This is a genomic window from Salicibibacter kimchii (assembly GCF_003336365.1).
GTDB lineage: Bacteria > Bacillota > Bacilli > Bacillales > Marinococcaceae > Salicibibacter > Salicibibacter kimchii.
In genome coordinates, this window is record NZ_CP031092.1 from 3,449,475 (window position 1) to 3,466,721 (window position 17,247).

At 44.9% G+C, this 17,247-nt stretch carries 16 protein-coding genes and 2 pseudogenes; 10 read left to right on the forward strand and 8 right to left on the reverse strand.

The window, feature by feature from the left end; translation table 11 throughout:
- Positions 1 to 596 precede the first annotated feature (596 nt).
- Positions 597 to 1,219 (forward strand): annotated as a pseudogene (locus tag DT065_RS17545) (RNA-guided endonuclease TnpB family protein); the annotation flags it as partial.
- Between the two features lie 189 nt (positions 1,220 to 1,408).
- Here DT065_RS17545 and DT065_RS17550 read toward each other — a convergent pair.
- The 4 genes from DT065_RS17550 to lplA all read right to left on the reverse strand — a co-directional run bounded on the left by DT065_RS17550 (position 1,409) and on the right by lplA (position 5,972).
- Complete coding sequence (locus DT065_RS17550) at positions 1,409 to 2,389, reverse strand: peptidoglycan-binding protein (RefSeq protein ID WP_114375592.1); 981 nt, start codon at positions 2,387 to 2,389, stop codon at positions 1,409 to 1,411.
- A 198-nt stretch (positions 2,390 to 2,587) separates the two neighbouring features.
- Positions 2,588 to 3,709 (reverse strand): sporulation integral membrane protein YtvI, encoded by a 1,122-nt coding sequence (ytvI, locus tag DT065_RS17555; protein ID WP_114375594.1) that lies wholly within the window; start codon positions 3,707 to 3,709, stop codon positions 2,588 to 2,590.
- 308 nt (positions 3,710 to 4,017) lie between these two features.
- Positions 4,018 to 4,959 carry an agmatinase family protein gene (locus DT065_RS17560; RefSeq protein ID WP_114375596.1) on the reverse strand — a complete coding sequence of 314 codons (942 nt, stop codon included), beginning with the start codon at positions 4,957 to 4,959 and terminating at the stop codon, positions 4,018 to 4,020.
- A 23-nt stretch (positions 4,960 to 4,982) separates the two neighbouring features.
- Positions 4,983 to 5,972 (reverse strand): lipoate--protein ligase, encoded by a 990-nt coding sequence (gene lplA, locus DT065_RS17565; protein ID WP_114375598.1) that lies wholly within the window; start codon positions 5,970 to 5,972, stop codon positions 4,983 to 4,985.
- 120 nt (positions 5,973 to 6,092) lie between these two features.
- Here lplA and DT065_RS17570 point away from each other — a divergent pair, with 120 nt between their 5' ends.
- The 7 genes and pseudogenes from DT065_RS17570 to DT065_RS17600 all read left to right on the forward strand — a co-directional run bounded on the left by DT065_RS17570 (position 6,093) and on the right by DT065_RS17600 (position 10,399).
- The gene (locus DT065_RS17570) at positions 6,093 to 6,326 is read left to right on the forward strand and encodes a hypothetical protein (RefSeq protein WP_114375600.1); all 234 of its coding nucleotides are present in this window, start codon (positions 6,093 to 6,095) and stop codon (positions 6,324 to 6,326) included.
- A gap of 160 nt (positions 6,327 to 6,486) precedes the next feature.
- On the forward strand, positions 6,487 to 6,708 hold the full coding sequence (locus DT065_RS17575) for a hypothetical protein (protein WP_114375602.1): 222 nt from the start codon (positions 6,487 to 6,489) through the stop codon (positions 6,706 to 6,708).
- A gap of 193 nt (positions 6,709 to 6,901) precedes the next feature.
- Complete coding sequence (locus tag DT065_RS17580; RefSeq protein WP_114375604.1) at positions 6,902 to 7,081, forward strand: hypothetical protein; 180 nt, start codon at positions 6,902 to 6,904, stop codon at positions 7,079 to 7,081.
- A 152-nt stretch (positions 7,082 to 7,233) separates the two neighbouring features.
- A complete protein-coding gene (locus tag DT065_RS17585; protein ID WP_114375606.1) occupies positions 7,234 to 7,833 on the forward strand; it encodes a ribonuclease H1 domain-containing protein in 600 nt (199 codons plus the stop codon).
- Between the two features lie 67 nt (positions 7,834 to 7,900).
- Positions 7,901 to 8,422, forward strand: a complete 522-nt coding sequence (locus tag DT065_RS17590; RefSeq protein WP_114375608.1) for a type 1 glutamine amidotransferase domain-containing protein — start codon at positions 7,901 to 7,903, stop codon at positions 8,420 to 8,422.
- Between the two features lie 79 nt (positions 8,423 to 8,501).
- Positions 8,502 to 9,479 (forward strand): annotated as a pseudogene (gene msrB / locus DT065_RS19440) (peptide-methionine (R)-S-oxide reductase MsrB).
- Positions 9,480 to 9,547: 68 nt separating this feature from the next.
- Positions 9,548 to 10,399: an alpha/beta hydrolase gene (locus tag DT065_RS17600; RefSeq protein ID WP_114375610.1), complete on the forward strand. Its 852-nt coding sequence runs from the start codon at positions 9,548 to 9,550 to the stop codon at positions 10,397 to 10,399.
- A 26-nt stretch (positions 10,400 to 10,425) separates the two neighbouring features.
- On the opposite strand, the gene DT065_RS17605 is transcribed toward DT065_RS17600, so the two are convergent.
- The gene (locus DT065_RS17605; protein WP_114375612.1) at positions 10,426 to 10,587 is read right to left on the reverse strand and encodes an FbpB family small basic protein; all 162 of its coding nucleotides are present in this window, start codon (positions 10,585 to 10,587) and stop codon (positions 10,426 to 10,428) included.
- 260 nt (positions 10,588 to 10,847) lie between these two features.
- Here DT065_RS17605 and DT065_RS17610 point away from each other — a divergent pair, with 260 nt between their 5' ends.
- Together DT065_RS17610 and DT065_RS17615 are read left to right on the forward strand one after the other, a co-directional pair.
- Positions 10,848 to 11,228, forward strand: coding sequence for a hypothetical protein (locus DT065_RS17610; protein WP_114375614.1), 381 nt, complete (start codon positions 10,848 to 10,850; stop codon positions 11,226 to 11,228).
- A gap of 869 nt (positions 11,229 to 12,097) precedes the next feature.
- Positions 12,098 to 12,883: a VLRF1 family aeRF1-type release factor gene (locus DT065_RS17615; RefSeq protein ID WP_114375616.1), complete on the forward strand. Its 786-nt coding sequence runs from the start codon at positions 12,098 to 12,100 to the stop codon at positions 12,881 to 12,883.
- 61 nt (positions 12,884 to 12,944) lie between these two features.
- Here the strand turns inward: DT065_RS17615 and DT065_RS17620 are convergent, their stop codons facing one another.
- The 3 genes from DT065_RS17620 to ligD form a co-directional block, all read right to left on the reverse strand.
- The gene (locus DT065_RS17620; protein ID WP_114375618.1) at positions 12,945 to 13,754 is read right to left on the reverse strand and encodes a YihY/virulence factor BrkB family protein; all 810 of its coding nucleotides are present in this window, start codon (positions 13,752 to 13,754) and stop codon (positions 12,945 to 12,947) included.
- 202 nt (positions 13,755 to 13,956) lie between these two features.
- Positions 13,957 to 15,354: an MDR family MFS transporter gene (locus tag DT065_RS17625; protein WP_114375620.1), complete on the reverse strand. Its 1,398-nt coding sequence runs from the start codon at positions 15,352 to 15,354 to the stop codon at positions 13,957 to 13,959.
- Between the two features lie 84 nt (positions 15,355 to 15,438).
- Positions 15,439 to 17,235, reverse strand: a complete 1,797-nt coding sequence (ligD, locus tag DT065_RS17630; protein WP_114375622.1) for a DNA ligase D — start codon at positions 17,233 to 17,235, stop codon at positions 15,439 to 15,441.
- Between the last annotated feature and the right edge of the window lie 12 nt (positions 17,236 to 17,247).

A 17,247-nucleotide genomic window follows, 5' to 3' on the forward strand; every position in this document is an offset into this window, starting at 1 on the left:
TGCTGATGCAAAGATTGTTTTTTTCATTGCTTGCACCTCCTTGTCAGTATGGTATAACAAGCGATGCAAGGATACAATTGGACAAGAAACGCCATCAGGCGACAAAAATCTGTAAAAAGCCATGTTTTATCGACACGTTTGTAGAGAATAATAACTGTGCGCATAACCGGCGCAAATATTGTCAGAAAATATTTGCAGAGTGGCAAATAAAAAAAGGGGGGCATGATAATCATTGTGATAAGCGAACATGAAGCTCGAAAAAGGCGTACGCAGAGCAAAACGGTACTCATGAAACATTCATGAAGCGGCCGCGAAGCGAACCGATCATCATGAATCGATCATGAAGCCCGAATGAGGCGGTTGCAAAGCGAACCGGTACCCATGGAGGTTTCATAAGGATCAATTCGGGAATTGCAGATGCAGTACATTCTCTAAGCCCTAGAAAATCTCACCCGGCATTCGCGACTCTACAGGTATATCATGCCTATAAAAGACAGCTATCATAATCGAACTTAACATAAATCGAAATTTTACAAATATCGATGGTGTTTTGTTGTCTTCTGTACTTGTTTGTTGTTTTTTGGCTTGATGTTGCATGGATCGCCCAAATCGCTATCACGATCCCTACAAAACAAAAACTAGGAACAAATTCATGGGTGTCGATGTAGGTCTTAAAGTTCCCGCCGTTGCAGTGATAGACGACAAAAAAGTGCGATTCTTTGGCAACGGGAGGAAAAATAAATTCAAAAAGAGAACGTTTCGATCTAAACGTCAATCGCTAGGCGAAAAGAAAAAACTGAACGCCATTCGCCGTCTCGATGATAAAGAACAGCGATACATGAAAGCCCAAGACCACAAAGTGAGTCGTAGTATTATTGACTTGGCTAAAGAAAATAACATTTCTGTCATTCGCTTGGGAAAACTGGCGAATATCCGACAGACGACAAGAACCAGTCGTAAAAACGAAAAGAATCTGCATACATGGTCGTTCTTTCGCTTGTCTCAGTTTATTGAATACAAGGTAAATTTTGAATGCATTCAAGTAGAGTACGTCAACCCTGCCTATACGAGCCAAACATGTCCAATGTGTTCCGCAAAGAACAAAGCACAAGACCGAACCTACAAGTGTGCATGCGCATTCGAGAAACATAGAGACATCATCGGTGCGATGAATATTGGATACGCACCTGTGATTGACGGTCACAGTCAATCAGCCTGAGCTGCTATAAGCACTGTCTTAGGAGGGGTGATGAGACACCCTCATCTTGAAGGCTGCTCAAAACAGAAATGGATTGCGAACGCTTGGTCATTCAAGAATCCCACCCTTTACCGTGAGGTATAGGGCTTGCGGCTTTAGCCGTGGGAGTCTCAAGACCCCCCCTGCTTATGTGCAGGGGATGCAGCGTATTTAATCCAAAACGGTCACTTCCACATTTTGTCGTCCGAAGTTCATCGCTTCTTCTCTGGTCGGCACATGGAGGTCAATTTTTTGGCCATTGATGGCGCCCCCGGTATCCGCGGCAACGGCTTCGCCATACCCTTCTACATGGACGGTGGAGCCAAGAGGAATAACATTAGGGTCAACAGCTACGACATTTGCGTTTCGATCATTACGAAGATCTTTGCCGGTTGCTGTGATTCCGGAGCAACCATCGCATTCCGCTGTGTAGGCAGTTGCCTCCATTTGATACGTTGCTCCTTCAGGACTTTCGGAAACAGATTCACCGGACGATGACGTTGTGTCCTCGGAAGTATCTTCTGACGTTGTTTCTTCAGGTGGCTCAACGCTTCCTTCTTCGTTTTCTACGCTGTCTTCTTCAGTTGTTTCCTCTTTTGCCGATTCTTCCCTGTTCGTTTCTTCCTGAACAGCCTCTGGTGTTTCATAATAGAGGGTGCCGAATGTTTCGGGACCTGCGAGGCCGTCTACGTTAATGTCAGTAGCTTCTTGGAAGTTTTTAACGGCCTCGTGCGTGTCATCATCAAAATAGCCATCGGCTTTCCCGTTATAGTAACCCGCATCTTTCAAAGTTTCCTGCAGATCTTCCACCAGCGCACTTTCATCGCCTTCTTCAAGCACTTTCAATGCGCCTAATGTTTGTGGACCTGCAAGGCCATCGGTAAGCAAGTTGTTTTCTTCTTGAAAAGATTTAACGGCCTCGGAGGTTGAATGATTGTAAACCCCGTCCGCTGAGGCTTCTTCTAATTGGTCTTCCTCTATAAGTAAGCTTTGAAGCTTTTCGACGTGTGTATCCTCTATCCCTTCGGTTAATAATTCGTCCCCAAAGTCACTGGCATCGGCGGCAAACGGTAAAGCTAGGAAAGCAAAGCCAGCAGCCAGTGTAGACAAACCGTATTTTTTTACCCATTTAGGGGTTTGCATTCTCCACATGTGCAAACTCCTCCTCTTGGTAGAGATTCTGGTTGTGCTATGGCCAACCACTTGAATCCTAGCAAGCTTTGAATGTGGAGACAAGGGAATTACAAGGGATTTAAACGAACTGCAAACCATCTGTAATAGGCGTTTTTTCGCCCTCAGGTTTTGTAATAAACACACATATTACGGATATTTGTTGAACAATCTCGAAGGTTATTCTTCCTTAAATCCGGTGTAAATGAAATCTTCGATGTCCTTGATTACTCCTATATCATTTAGAATAGTGATGACCACAAGTAACGCGGGACCGATAAACAGGCCAATGATCCCAAAAAGCTGCAAACCAATAAACAGGGAGAACAACACACTGAGCGCGTTTACATTCATGCTGACGGACAGTACTTTCGGTTCGATGCTCTGTCGGACAATGACAACGACAATGTAGAGAATCGACAAAGCGATGCCCATAAAAATTTCTCCCGTAATAAAACTGTAAACTGCCCACGGGATTAAAATTGTTCCGGTTCCCAAGTAAGGAAGGATCTCAGCGACGCCGATAATAATGGCAAGCATCAACGCGTTTTCCGTACCTAATACAAGTAAGCCAACTAATACAATAACGGATGTAATAAACATTAAAATCAATTGGGCACGAATAAATCCAAACACCCGAACGCGAACTTGCTGCATAAACATTACGAATTTGGCTTGAACAAATGCCGGGATTCGGCGTTGCAGCCCTACTTTAATCGCCCCGGCGTCCTTTCCCATAAAATAGATAGCGAGGAGGACAAAAATAATCACAAGCAAAACCGTGGGGATGGCGGTGAAAATGTTTCCGACCCCATCTGCAATGGCTTGGCCAACGTTACCCAGGATATTACCGATTTGATTGCCAAGTTGGGTGATCCCTTGGTGCATTGTTTCTTGTTGAGCGGCTGTTAAATTATCAAAAAATCCCGTCATTTCCGTCCATACGGGTAAAATGGTTTCATTAAAAATCTGTTGTAATTGTTCAGCGCCTTGTTCGATCCACCTGGGCAATTGTTCACCGAATTGCCGAAAACCATAAATCATGAGAAATGTAATCCCGGTGATAATGCCGCCCAATAAGGAAATGCCCACAAGCAGTGCGACAAATGAGGCTAGCGTCGACGGAAATCTCAGTTTTATTTTCAAGTATTTTAGGAGAGGCGATAGTCCCCAAGCGATGATCGCGGCAATGATGAACGGGTACGTGAGTTTAAATAAATAGGCAGCGAGCAAAAAGAGTATAATGATACTGCCGACAACGATGACCGCGCGCCCAATTGTTGAGGCCTGTGCTTTTGTCATTTCTTTTCGCCCTTTCCGAATACAAGATTGAGATTTCATCCATTATATTATCTTAACTTTCTTAGGCGATAATTTCCATCCCCCGTCGAAGACGCGTGGGGCAGTATCGCCTTTGCATAGCTAAACGGTAGCGTCTGATGACGGGGAAGCCTTATCATTTTGTTATCAGAACATTATACATATAAGCGCAATTTTGTATGTATGCCCAAGAAAATTTTCAGTGCGTGACTACTCGCTTATCTGTTGTGATAGAAAGGATACAGGGGGGGCGAAATGCCCCCAAACTTTCGCGATACCGCCATGCCTCGTCAGGCTTGTCTGAGGGCGTGACCGGCCAGGACATAAAGAATAACAGTCGAAGCCAGGTGGGAAGATAAATCATTTGCGTCTTGCTGTGGATATACTTCCACAAAATCCATGCCGCATAACCCTAACTTCCCGAATTCATGAATCATCGTTAACAATTCATAGGACGATAAGCCGTTCACATCAACCGGGCCTCCCGGATTAAACGCGTGATCGAGAACATCGCTGCATATCGATAAATAAACGGCATCCGTGCCTTCGCTTGCCTGTTTATAAATATCGTGTGCAAGGGCACGTAAGTCTCCACCTTCACGGATATCATTAATGGTTAACGTTTTAGCTCCGGCATCGCGTGCATAGCGACCGCTTTCCGGTTTGTTTCGCGGCCCGTGTATCCCTACGTGTAATAGGCTTTCGTTACGAACAGCATCCAGTTCATACAGACGCGCAAAAGGTGTGTTACGGGCATATTTATCTCCGTTAAAATGAGGCATGTTGTCATAGTGGGCATCCATATGTATGATGCCTATGTTTTTATCCGGGTTCTTATCGCTCCATGCCTTAATAATTGGATAGGTGATGGTGTGATCGCCGCCGAGCGCAACCGGAAATTTTCCGCTTTGCCAGGCCTTTCCGGAAAAAGAAACAATGCGTTCCACCGTTTTGTCAACTTCAGCCGGCACGACGTCCACATCGCCCATATCAGCCAACTTTAGGTGATCAAAAACATTGATATGATCAAGCTCTGGAAGATAGCCACTGTAACGGGCAGAGGCTACCCGCATCGATTTAGGTCCTAGTTCAACGCCCGTGTAATCTCCCCAAGTGACCCCGCCTTCCCAAGGGACGCCATAAATGATAACATCCGCCCCGCGGTTATTTTTATCGACGGCCCACGTCGCATCTAGAAAGCAAGGGGTATTTCCGTATATATAGCTTGTCATCCTAAAACCTCCTGTTGTTGCGGTTAATACAATAAATCAAGGATGTCTGCTTTTGCGATTGGACCAAAATACGTTTGCGTGTCAACATCTTCCAACGCATTCGCGATGGCCTTCGGTTCATATTTCGTTCCGTTCAAGCGGGATTCAATGTCTTCAACATCTCCCGTACCAAAGAAATCTCCGTAAATGGCTGTGTCGGCAATGATTCCTTTTTGCACCTTAAAGCGAAAATCTACCAAACCGGCATCAAATTTTTTCGATTTTTTTACGTCATATTTCGGAGACTTTCCATAGTTCCAATCCCACTTCCGGTATCGATTTTCCGAAATTTCCATAATATGCTTCCAGTCGTCGTCCGTCAGGTTATAGCGCTCAAACGTGCTGTCTCCTTCAAAAAGATGGTGCAAGAGCGTTTCTTTAAACGTTTCCATAGCGATCTTGTTTTCAAGAAAGTCGTTAATGTTTGCCACTCGGCTGCGAATGGATTTAATCCCTTTCGAACGAATTTTTTCGTCACTGACGTTTAACGCGGATACAACGTTTTCCAGCTCTGAATCCAACATTAGCGTACCGTGGCTAAACATGCGACCGCGGGAAGCAAACTGCGCATTGCCGGAAATTTTATACCCGTTCGCCTGTAGGTCGTTTCTGCCGCTTAGCTCAGCAGGGACACCCATTTGTTGCAAAGCAGTGACGACAGGTGCTGTAAATGTTTGAAAGTCACTGAAGCTGTTCCCGTCATCTTCACTGATGAAACTGAAATTCAAGTTGCCAAGATCATGATAGACAGCACCACCGCCCGAGAGGCGTCGAATGACGTGTAAATTGTTTTCTTCCACGTAGTCTGTATTGACTTCCTCGATTGTATTTTGATTTTTGCCGATGATAATCGATGGTTCATTCACATAAAAAAGCAGATACATATCGGCCTCTTTAAAATTCTTGAGGATATACTCCTCGATGGCGAGATTGATACTAGGATCTGTGGTATTTCCATTATCAACAAAGATCAATCGTCTTCCCTCCTTGAAACTTGTGCATCTCCATTGTATAAAATCAATAATAAGATTGCACGTTAACGGATTGAATAAATGTGATATACTTGATAAAAATTTAGATGAAGGAGGTAAGTCATGAAAGAAATCATCGCCTTGGTTAAAAACCGTAAATTAGAATGCTCGATTGCATGTATGATTATTCTTATGGCGGTAGGCGCGGGAATATATGCGAACGAAATGCTTGAAGTTGGACGAAATTGGGTCGTTAGGTTTTATATAGGATTTACGTTTGTATCATTGTTACTTTTCTCCATTTATATAGCATTGGATCGAATATTTACCTCAAACAAACAGAGCGAAGAAACATAATCGGGAAGCCGCGAGTAATACTTGGGCTTCTTTTTTAATGGATAAAGATCATGGGAAAGTATGTGAAATTGATCGATCTCGAATAGCACACGAAATGAGTGGAAAAATCATAACCAAGCAAATCAATTGCTGGAATCATATATCCAAGGAGGAAATGATAATGAACAAGAAATTATTGTATGGTGTACTATCGGCAGTCTTTACCGTTGGGATGTTGGCGGCTTGCGGCGGTGGCGCCCAAGATGACGGCGGTGGCGGAGAACAAAACGGCGGCAACGGCGGAAATGGCGGAGGCGGACAAATGGAAGATGGCGGCGGGGAAAATGGAGGCGGCCAGGAAGATGATTTAGAGATGGAAGATGATATGGAAGAAGGTGCCTAACCGGCCAAAAATAAAGATTCTATAAGAGCCTTGATGGAAAGGCTCTTTTTTAATTTCACACTATCGCGAAAATGTGTGATTATTTGTAAAAGACGTATTGATTGTTTTATTGACTTATGCATGTGGAATAGCCTTGATTAGTGGCCAGATAACGATGCGAGACTGGCGAATACATTTAAAGGAGGACGAACACATGAGTAAGAAATTATTGTATGGGGCGTTATCCAGTATTTTTGCCGTTGGGATGTTAGCGGCATGCAACGGTGATATGGAAGATGGCGACGACGGCATGGATGATGGAATGGATGACGGTGGCGAAGAAATGGAAGACGACGGCATGGACGACATGGAAGACGACGATGAGGAGATGTAATCAAGCCGCGAACAGGAGCCTATGAGGATTCATGGGCTTCTTTTTTTAGGCAGATAAGAAAGGTTTTGCAACTCAGGCTTTGGCTGTCTTGGCAAATGCCAAGTTTTATAATATACTGACGAGCATAAAGGCAAATCTGTAGGGTGGGAGAGATGGCAAAAAAGAAATATTATGTCGTCTGGCAAGGTCGGAGGCCCGGCATTTACCAGTCATGGGATGAATGTCAAAAACAAGTGAACGGTTATAAAGGTGCCCGTTTTAAATCTTTTTCAAGCAAGGAAGAAGCAGAACGTGCGTATTATACAGAGGGAAACACCTCGATCACTCCCTCGAAAAAAGAGGAAACGTACATAAGAGACAGTATGTCCGTGGATGCCGGAACCCACGGGAACCCGGGGCCGGTGGAATACCGGGGGGTTTACACGAAAGATGGGAGCATCTTGTTTGAACACCAACCTTTTTCCAAAGGTACAAATAACATGGGTGAATTTCTCGCCATTGTAGATGCATTGATTTGGCAAGAAAAACAAGGCATCAAACTCCCGATTTATTCCGATTCCCAAACGGCAATGACGTGGGTGACTAAAAAGAAAGCAAAGCCGACACTTCCAAGAGATAAAACAACCGAGGAAATATGGGAGGCCATCGATCGGGCAGAAAAATGGTTGCAAACCAATGCTATCTCCGCACCCCTGTTAAAATGGGACACGAAAGCTTGGGGCGAAATCAAAGCGGACTATGATAGAAAATAGGGATGTTTATACATGCAAAAGACGTGGTATAGTACATAATGGAACAGACTGTAAGGAGGGATCAACCATGAGGATTGCAGTTGTCCTGACAGATATGTTCGAGGACGTTGAATATACACAACCCGCAGAAGCGTTCAAACAAGCGGGGCATGAATTGACGGTTATAGAAAAAGAAACGAAAAAAAGTGTAACCGGAAAACAAAATCAGGAAAGCGTTCCGGTGGACGCGGCCGTTGATGATGTAAATCCCGAAGACTTTGATGCACTTTTTATCCCGGGTGGCTTTTCCCCGGACATGTTGCGTGCTGATGAACGTTTCGTGACGTTTGCGAAGCATTTTATGGATGAAAACAAGCCGGTGTTCGCGATTTGTCACGGACCACAGTTGTTGATTACAGCAAAAGCTTTGGAAGGCCGGAATGTAACAGGGTTTACATCCATCCAAACGGACCTTGAATACGCAAAAGCAAACGTCCATGATCAAGAGGTCGTCGTTTGCCACCATCTTGTCACCAGCCGTCAGCCTGAGGACATCCCGGCATTTATCAAAGAATCGCTCAATCAACTGCAAATGAAACAAACCGGCTAAACCGAACATGTAGCAACGAACATGCTCCGCCTCCCCAGAGGCGGATTTTTTCACATGAAGAGACAGGAGATGATATTGTATGAGTGAGTCACAAAAGTTGGCGACCTTTGCCGGGGGATGTTTCTGGTGTATGGTTGGGCCTTTTCAGGCAGAAGACGGTGTGCTTCAAGTGAAATCGGGGTACACGGGCGGTCATACCGAAAATCCCACCTATGAAGAAGTCTGCACGAACAAAACAGGCCATGTGGAGGCGATCCAGCTAACGTACCTGCCGAATGAGGTCAGCTATCAACGATTGCTGAAAATCTTTTGGCAAAACATTGATCCTACGGATGCCGGCGGGCAATTTAATGATCGTGGAGCGTCGTATGAAACAGCTGTTTTTTACCACGATGAAGAACAAAAGCAATTAGCAGAGGAGTCACGCCAAGAGCTTGAAGAAAACGGTCCTTTTAATGCTTCGATTGTTACACCGATCCGAGCGGCTGCTCCTTTTTATGATGCAGAAGAAAACCATCAGGATTACCATTTAAAAAACCCGTTTCATTATCAGCTCTATAACAAAGGTTCCGGAAGGGAATCGTTCATAAAAACGTATTGGGGAGATGATTAAATGAGTGAAAAGAAAGTGGACGATGTAAAAGATTTAAAAGAACGATTGACACCCCTGCAATATGAAGTAACCCAAAATGACGCTACGGAACGCCCGTTTGAAAATGAATATTGGAACCACTTTGGGGAAGGTCTATATGTGGATATCGTTTCCGGTGAACCTTTGTTTACGTCTAAAGAAAAATTTGCTTCGAGCTGCGGCTGGCCCAGTTTTACGAATCCATTGGATGAAAAGGGTGTAGAAGAAAAACTGGATACGAGCTTAGGGATGCGAAGGACCGAGGTGCGAAGCAAAGATGCCGATTCGCATTTGGGACATGTGTTTCCTGATGGTCCCGGTGAAAATGGTCTTCGCTATTGCATTAATTCAGCAGCATTAAAGTTTATTCCGGTGCAAGATTTGGAAAAAGAAGGATACGAAGAGTATAAAAAGCACTTTGAATAAATATCGAGGGGGAGGCCAAATGTGTTGGTCTCCCTTCAATCATCTAAGTCGAGAAGGAGGTGAAGGGCTTGCATCATTATTTTCGTTATTATGGGTTACCCGTTAACGTCCATTATCGACGCTTTCCAATGAACGTGAACGGCGATTTTGTTTTTATGCAGCGCTTCACGCCTCCAAGTCCTAAGGAAGAAATTTTACTTTTGCACGGATTTATGGAACATGTTGGAATGCTTGCTCCGTTTATTCGTTCATTAATCGAGCAAGGAAACAGCGTATCAGCGGTAGATTTTCAAGGGCACGGTCTATCCGGTGGCGAACGGTATCGTGTGGACAATTTTCGAGAATATGAAGAAACTTTGGGAAAGGCGTTGGATAAGCTGGCTGAAGCGGACATTCACCCGCAAGTCATTATCGGTCACAGCACAGGCGCCGGGGTTGCAGCCCATTACATATTATCGGAACGGGACTTGCATTGGCGCAAATTAATTCTCGTTGCTCCGTTGGCACGGTCCCGTGGATGGCAGCCTGCTAAACTCGGATATTACGCCGCCAATATGTTTGTGGAAGAACTTCCGAGGCGCTACCGTCAGAATTCATCGGATCCGACCTATGTGGAAAAACAACGTTTTGATCCTTTACAATCCTCGCGGATTCCACTCGCTTGGGTACGGGCAATGTTTGAATGGGAGCGGCGGTTTCGGAAACTTGCTTCCCATTCCATGGACGTGGACATTATACAGGGAACGGACGATCAGACCGTAGCCTGGGAGCATAATTTGCGTTTTTTTGAAGATAAATTTCCTAATGCCACCATTGCGTTGATTGAAAATGGGAAACATCAATTGCTTAATGAAGGCCAGCCGATCCGTTCCATGGTTTACCATTTGATTCACCGAAGCATCGGCCGAGCGGATGAGTAGTGTGAATGCATAAAAAAAAGGGCGCTTTAGGAGAGCGCCTTTTTCTGATTGCTTCTTTTCTTAAGACGGCGAAGTTGTTTATCTTCCACGCGTCTTTCAATATAGTCAAGCATGTCTGAATCTTGCTCGAGATCCTGTTTATTTTGATCCACTAAATCTGAAAATGAAGTACGAAATGGTCTGCGCATATGCTTTGTCTCTCTCTCCTTTTTCTATATTAAAGAAAATGCCATTCAAAAATTCTGTTTATTTCTGTAGATGAATGAACATTTTTCTTATTTTTATTATAACGTATGTGAAGCCGGAACGCATTGATAAAATGTTACAATTTAAAGAAGAATTCATACTATTTCGCTTCATTTTGGATGTTCTTGGAAAGATAATCTGGGGCTGTTTGTGGTAAACTAAACATTAAACAAGATCTAACTTGGGTTTTGGAGGGATAACGTTGACTAAAAAAGAAACAAGATGGGCCATTTATATCACCACGGGGAGTGTATCCGCGCTGGTGGGGTTTTTGTTATTTAATAAAAATGCGAGAAAGAAAACTGCTTCCCGGGTAAAAGAATGCAAGCAATTGGTAACAGACGCCAGCGCGTTTGTTCAAGAGAATCGCGAAGAAATCAGCGAATTGGTAAAGGGAACGACAGAAAAGGTGAACGAACGCTTGCAAGAAGCGGGTGAGGACGTTGAACAAATAGCCAAGCACTCTTCACATTTGAAGGACACCGCTTCAGACGTCATGGCCATCGCTAAAGGGGCAGGCAGAGAGTTTCAACAACATCGGGAAAATTATAAGATGAAACTTTTATCAGAGGAGCGCTTTTAACTCCTACAGGGAAAGGAATTCGCTAAAAACATCACGTACTGTTGCAAAGCCGGCACTAGTACAACGTACCAGAAATTCTTTCCCTATGCATTCAAAGCAGAGCAGCAAGTGGTCGAAACATTCGTTCTCCGTGTTGATTTATCATCAAGAACCGTTTAAAAAATCACCTGGGATTTTTGCTCTAATTATATAAACGTTTGAAGCACGTGTTCTAAAAACGGTTGATATCGCAGCGTTTTCGACGGATAAACGATACAGCGTAGGAGATGAGCGAAGCGCTGGGGCTGATCTAGCCATGGACGTCGTCGTTGAATCTTCAAACATTTTGGTATGCCTCACGAGGAATTGATCCAAGAAGCGAACAGGACAAAGGCATCGAGGAGATTTCGAGACAGCAACGGTTGAATCGTGGAAAAACAGTGGAAAGGAACCAAATGAATAGAAGGCCTGCTACGTTCCCGTGCTTGCTTCGGTTTCCCAGCACAGCGCTGCTCTCTTTTTTGCCGATGTTGCCTATCCTTCGACATATTCCCTCCTCGTTGCTCTCCTTCCATGCCGATGCCGTACATGTTTAGGATTGCAATCTAGTATCGTCGTTTGTGTCGATGATAGAACGCATGTCCAATGTTCGGATCTATTCGAATACTCAAACCTTTTTCAAGATCCGCGAGCAGGGAAAGAATTTCTGAAACACACCACTAGCACCTCCTGTACGTCGGAACAAATCGGGCGCGTACCATCGGGGTGAAAGTCAAATCAGGAAGTTCGGACGATCACGGCAATGAACATTAAAATCCGAGAAATGCCAGGTTTAACTCTCCTCCACAGTGGAAATATAAACAGTAAAGATAAATAGGGGGATGAGACGGATGGCATTAGACGAAGAATTTAATACACTCAAAAGTAAAAAGGATGATCTTGGCATTCTGACGATTTACTTAAACACGGATCTAAGTGAACACGATGAATGGAAGATTCGCCTTAAAAATGGAATCAAACGTCTGGAAGAGTACGCGGAAAAAAGCGATGAAAAGGAAAGCAAAAAAGCCTTACAAAATCTTTTGCGAGAGGCGAATGCTTATATTTATGACCAGCAAAAAAACATGCAAAAAAGCCTCGTTCTTTTTGCTTCCGCCGATGGGGATATCTGGACGGCAACAACACTTCAAGTTCCCGTTGAAAGCTCATTCCATTGGGATACGCAGGCGGACACAGCCCAGTTGGAAGAACTGCAGGAAAAGTACCCGGCCACGGGGATCATCGTCACGCAACAACGGGACGTTACGCTTATTGACGTCGCGCTTGGGGAAGTACGCGATGAGAAAAAATTCAGCTGGGATTTAGAAAAAGAGGATTGGATAGATTACGATGACCAATCTTCGCCACCGTCAGCGGCAGATACAAGCATTGATGATTTTCAACGCCGCTTTGAAGAAAACCAGCATCGCTGGTATAAAAATCTTGCCCCTGTATTAACAAATGAACTGAAAAACAGGGGTTTAAATGGTTCTTATTTTGTCGGGAGCAAAGAGTCGGTGTCCGAGCTTACCCAGCATATAAGCGATTCGTATATAAACGGAAAAATTGCGAAAAATTTGGGCTCCAAGCCAGCCCATGAAATCATCGATCAAGTGTATGGATCGGATATCCGTTAAACCTTCGAAGTCCTCAACCTCCACGGACGGAATTGAGGGCTTCTTTTTATACCGACGCTTATCAACTTTCACGATGCATGTCCATCATCACGGCATTCAGCTGTGCTCCGAGAAGAATCATCAAGGCGGTTAGAAAAAACCAGATCATAAGGCCGATGATCGTGCCCAGTCCTCCATAGATAATGGTGTAATCATTCCATTGGTTAAAATAAGAAAAGCCGAGCGAAGCCGTCTGCCAACCAACGGCAGCGAATAAGGCCCCCGGCCACGTATCACGCCAGCTCATGTGTTGACTCGGTACGATCATATAAAGAATGAGCAACACGACGCCGACGACAAGAAAGCTAATCCCCCAACGGATAAAAGACCAGAATATGTGCATCGTTTCTTCCAGGCCCAGGATGGTAAAAACAAACCGGCCGATAGGCTCTCCGAAGACAGGAAACAACAACGAAACAATGACTGCCGTCAGTAACGTGAAGACGAGCACGAACCCAACGAGAATCATTCGCGATAAGGACGGATCGGGAAATCGGTAAGCGCTGTTAACCGCACGAATAACGGCAAAAGCCCCCATTAACGTCATCCAAATGGTAACGAGTGTGCTGATGGAAAGCGTCTCCGCTCGATTGACATTCAATACATCACTTAAATTTGCGGCGATGAATGATAATAAATGGTTCGGTACATAAGGGTGAATCAATTCAAGGACATCTTGAACGCCTACCGGTAAAAAATGCAAAATGCTAAGCAGAACGATGAGTAAAGGGAATAAAGCCAGCAGGAAATAGTAGGCCATCTGGGCGGCGATATCAAATAGTCTGTATTCCCAGGTCGATTGAATCATACGCTTCACAATCGCTTTAGCCATGGTGCAACCCCTGTCCACAAAAATAATCGAGTCATATTATGGCAGTTTTTGGATGTAAAGGCAAATGAATGGAAGGTTGTTTATATGTTGTTTTGAGGGGGGAGGCTGTCGACGAGGACACTGGATCGCCCGTATCTTCCTATTCTGGGCATCATGGACGGATCATGGTACCCCTATCGACGGTTATCCCCGGGGATTGGTTTTACCACCGTTTTCGCAAGTAAAAGACGAGCAGGATGGAGGCAACAAGCAAGGAGGCGACAAGCAAGTAGGAATCCCGAACCGCCTGCTCCCCTGCCGTTGTCCATTCGTTTCCGACTAAATGCGCCCCCCTGCGATATTCAAAAAAGATCGATAAAAATACGACGCAGATCACCTTCATTAATTGCCGGGAAACGTTGTTAAATGCCGATCCGGCAGGAACATGCTCTTCTTTTAAAGCGTTTAATCCTGCGGTGGAAGCGGGCGTATTGATCAATCCGTTCCCAATCCCCTGGAAAATCAAGAAAATGATAAGCATAACGATTCCCACTTGCCCGATGGAGAACCCGATGGCAAAGGTGGCAATGGTTGTTGTCACCACACCGAACATGATGACGATGTAAGGCCCTTTTTTATCAAGGACCCGGCCTCCGATCGTCATCGCGATGCCCATGGATATCGCTTGCGGAAAGAGGACAAAGCCTGCGTAAAGGGGCGAATAGCCGTAAATATCCTGGATAAGGATAGGAACAAGCAACAGAACAGAAAACATGGCCATCACGCTGAAACTAATGACAATCAAACTTCCGCTAAAGACGTTATTTTTTAAAATACGTATATTCAAAAGCGGTTCGTCACTTCTCAGCTCTTGCCACATGAACAACACAAGCCCGGCCAAGCCGGCAGCAATTAGGCCATATACCCATAGCTCGCCGGGCCGGGATTGCAAGAGGTCGATACCGATCATGACGGTGACGAGACCAAAACTGACAAATAGGAACCCGGGCCAATCAAAACGAAGCATCGTCGGCTCTGAATCTTTTTGTAAAAAATAAAGGGCAGCACCGGCAGCGATAAACGCTGTGGGAACATTAATATAAAATAACATTTCCCAGGAAAAGAACTCCAAAAGAATACCGCCAAGGGTAGGACCAATGGTCGGGGCCACCATGGCTGCTACTCCCCAAATGCCCAACGCGAGCCCGCGCTCATTTTTCGGAAAGTGCTTGAAGATGAGCATCATCGTAAGCGGCATAATTAATCCGCCCCCGAAGCCTTGAAGCAATCGGAAGACAATGATGCTCATAAAATTCCAAGAAAAAGGGCCGGCTAAAGAACCGACAAAAAAAATAGACGTACCGATTAAAAAGATTTTTTTAGGACCGAAACGTTTACTTAGGTAACTTGTAAGCGGCATCACAATTGCCATTCCGAGCGCAAAGGCAGTAACAATCCACTGCCCTTCGACAGCGGTAATTTGAAACAACTCCATAAAGTATGGAAGAGCAACATTCATCAGGCTATTATTTAAAATAACCATAAAACCGCCGAGCAAAGCAGCGATAAGCACGCCCCATTTACTAACGCTTTTTGTATCCGGAAGTTCTGTATCGTTCATGGTGAACAGCTCCTGGTCAATCAATTCCTCGACAAACGAAAGGTGTGATGAAAAAATGACGTATATATACCATCATAGCATAAATCAATGGGGCCTGAAATTAGGGAGCTGATTTTGCGTGTCCATAAAGGGATCGAAGGGGCAACCTTCCTCCTGTAGCCGTTGTTGGACGCCGTGAAGAGTGAACGCTGTCCGATGAAGGCTTGAGGATACTTCTTCCCAGAACAAAGGACAGGCGACGAGCGCTTCCTCGTTTCCTCGAAGCGAATATGGAGCAATGATGGTCTTGCCAAAAGCGTGCTGGGGAATATCGATATACAGCTTTCTGCCCCGTTTTTTTTTGAGACGTTCCCTGGTGAATAAATCTGGTCTTTGTTGCAGGCAGTAAGCACCGATCGCTTCCGTAAACGGATGCGTGTCCTCGTATGTGTATCGGTTTTTGAGAAGGGGGAGATACACTTGCAACCCTTTATTTCCGGAAAATTTCACAAAGCTTGTTAATCCTAGTTGATCGAATATTTTTTTTAAAACATTCGCGCCTTCGATCGCCAAGGAAAAAGCTTCTGTATCGGGCGGATCAAGGTCAAGAACAATTTCCTCTACGTAACGGCTTGAAGACAGCGAAAACGGAATGTGCCATTCAATAGCGAGTTGGTTGGCAAGCCACAGCAAGGTATCCACGTGATTAGAAACGACATAATCGGTATCTTCAAAGGCTTCGGTTTCGACATAGGCAGGGGCATATTCCGGGCATTGTTTTTGGAAAAATGCTTCGCCATATTTGCCGTGCGGATAGCGAACAACCGTCAGTAAACGCTTGGCGAGATGAGGAAGGGCATAAGGGGCGACCGCTCGAGTAAAGCCAAGAAACTCGCGCTTGAGAATTTTGGGATCCTTCCATAATGGTTTGTCCGGATGTGTTAACGTTACCCGCTTCGGCCATTTCAGCATGGCATTTTCCCACGTTTCCCAAGTACACTGGTCGGCGGGAGTGTCGAGCGCAAAAGATTGAAAACGAGGCTCGCGAAAATCTTGGCTGTAGGTCGTAAACGTGAGCGTCACGACAATGGAGGGTTCAATGTCATACAATCGGCGGCTCGTATTCCACGAACCGTTATTTTTTATGATGGTGGCCAACGTTTCTTTTTCCGTTTTCGAAAACCCGTGTGCGCATTGCCCAAGCGTGACAGCCTCTCCCTCTTTAAAAACCCCCACTTCAAAATAACCATTTGCAGGCGTATAAGAAAGAATGAAGCAGGTAAGCACGTAAGGGGTTTTAATTTTTAACCAGGCTTCCGAGCGTTTTTCCGTATAAGAATGCGCGGAAGTTTTGGCAACGATCCCCTCGCTGCGATAAAGCTTGGCTTGATCTCGAATCGTTTCAGCATCTTTATATGTAGGGATCGATTGAATGCGGCGTGTATCCTGTGGCGTCGGGTTTGTGGGTAGGTCAAAATTTCCGATTATACGTTTAAGTTCTTGTTTTCTTTTTAGATAAGACTCATTTTTCATGTCGCGATCATCGGATACGAGGATATCGAAGACGAGGAAGCATGCAGGACGCTTGTAGCTTTCGGCATGAATGGAAGTTTGTGAACGAAGGCGATGCCGACGTTTAAGGGCATGAAAATCTGCAAGCCCCGGGTTTTGCAAAAGAACGATTTCCCCGTCGAGATGCACGGTTTTCTTTGGGAAATGCCGGCAGCAAGTGTCCATTATTTCGGGAAATTGTTTTTCCAAATGATTGTGGTTGCGGCTGAACAAGGAGCATGTCGAGCCATCCCAAACCAGCTGTGCACGGTAGCCGTCGTATTTTAATTCATAATGCCATTGCTTTCCTTCGGGAAGTTCTTCCCGGCTGAACGCTAACATGAATGACATGCCACCACCTCC

Bases quoted from the DNA above. Each gene is read 5' to 3' on its own strand.
- DT065_RS17550 (WP_114375592.1), bottom strand. From the start codon at position 2,389: ATGTGGAGAATGCAAACCCCTAAATGGGTAAAAAAATACGGTTTGTCT.
- ytvI (WP_114375594.1), bottom strand. From the start codon at position 3,709: ATGACAAAAGCACAGGCCTCAACAATTGGGCGCGCGGTCATCGTTGTC.
- DT065_RS17560 (WP_114375596.1), bottom strand. From the start codon at position 4,959: ATGACAAGCTATATATACGGAAATACCCCTTGCTTTCTAGATGCGACG.
- DT065_RS17570 (WP_114375600.1), top strand. From the start codon at position 6,093: ATGAAAGAAATCATCGCCTTGGTTAAAAACCGTAAATTAGAATGCTCG.
- DT065_RS17575 (WP_114375602.1), top strand. From the start codon at position 6,487: ATGAACAAGAAATTATTGTATGGTGTACTATCGGCAGTCTTTACCGTT.
- DT065_RS17580 (WP_114375604.1), top strand. From the start codon at position 6,902: ATGAGTAAGAAATTATTGTATGGGGCGTTATCCAGTATTTTTGCCGTT.
- DT065_RS17585 (WP_114375606.1), top strand. From the start codon at position 7,234: ATGGCAAAAAAGAAATATTATGTCGTCTGGCAAGGTCGGAGGCCCGGC.
- DT065_RS17590 (WP_114375608.1), top strand. From the start codon at position 7,901: ATGAGGATTGCAGTTGTCCTGACAGATATGTTCGAGGACGTTGAATAT.
- DT065_RS17605 (WP_114375612.1), bottom strand. From the start codon at position 10,587: ATGCGCAGACCATTTCGTACTTCATTTTCAGATTTAGTGGATCAAAAT.
- DT065_RS17615 (WP_114375616.1), top strand. From the start codon at position 12,098: ATGGCATTAGACGAAGAATTTAATACACTCAAAAGTAAAAAGGATGAT.
- DT065_RS17620 (WP_114375618.1), bottom strand. From the start codon at position 13,754: ATGGCTAAAGCGATTGTGAAGCGTATGATTCAATCGACCTGGGAATAC.
- DT065_RS17625 (WP_114375620.1), bottom strand. From the start codon at position 15,354: ATGAACGATACAGAACTTCCGGATACAAAAAGCGTTAGTAAATGGGGC.
- ligD (WP_114375622.1), bottom strand. From the start codon at position 17,235: ATGTCATTCATGTTAGCGTTCAGCCGGGAAGAACTTCCCGAAGGAAAG.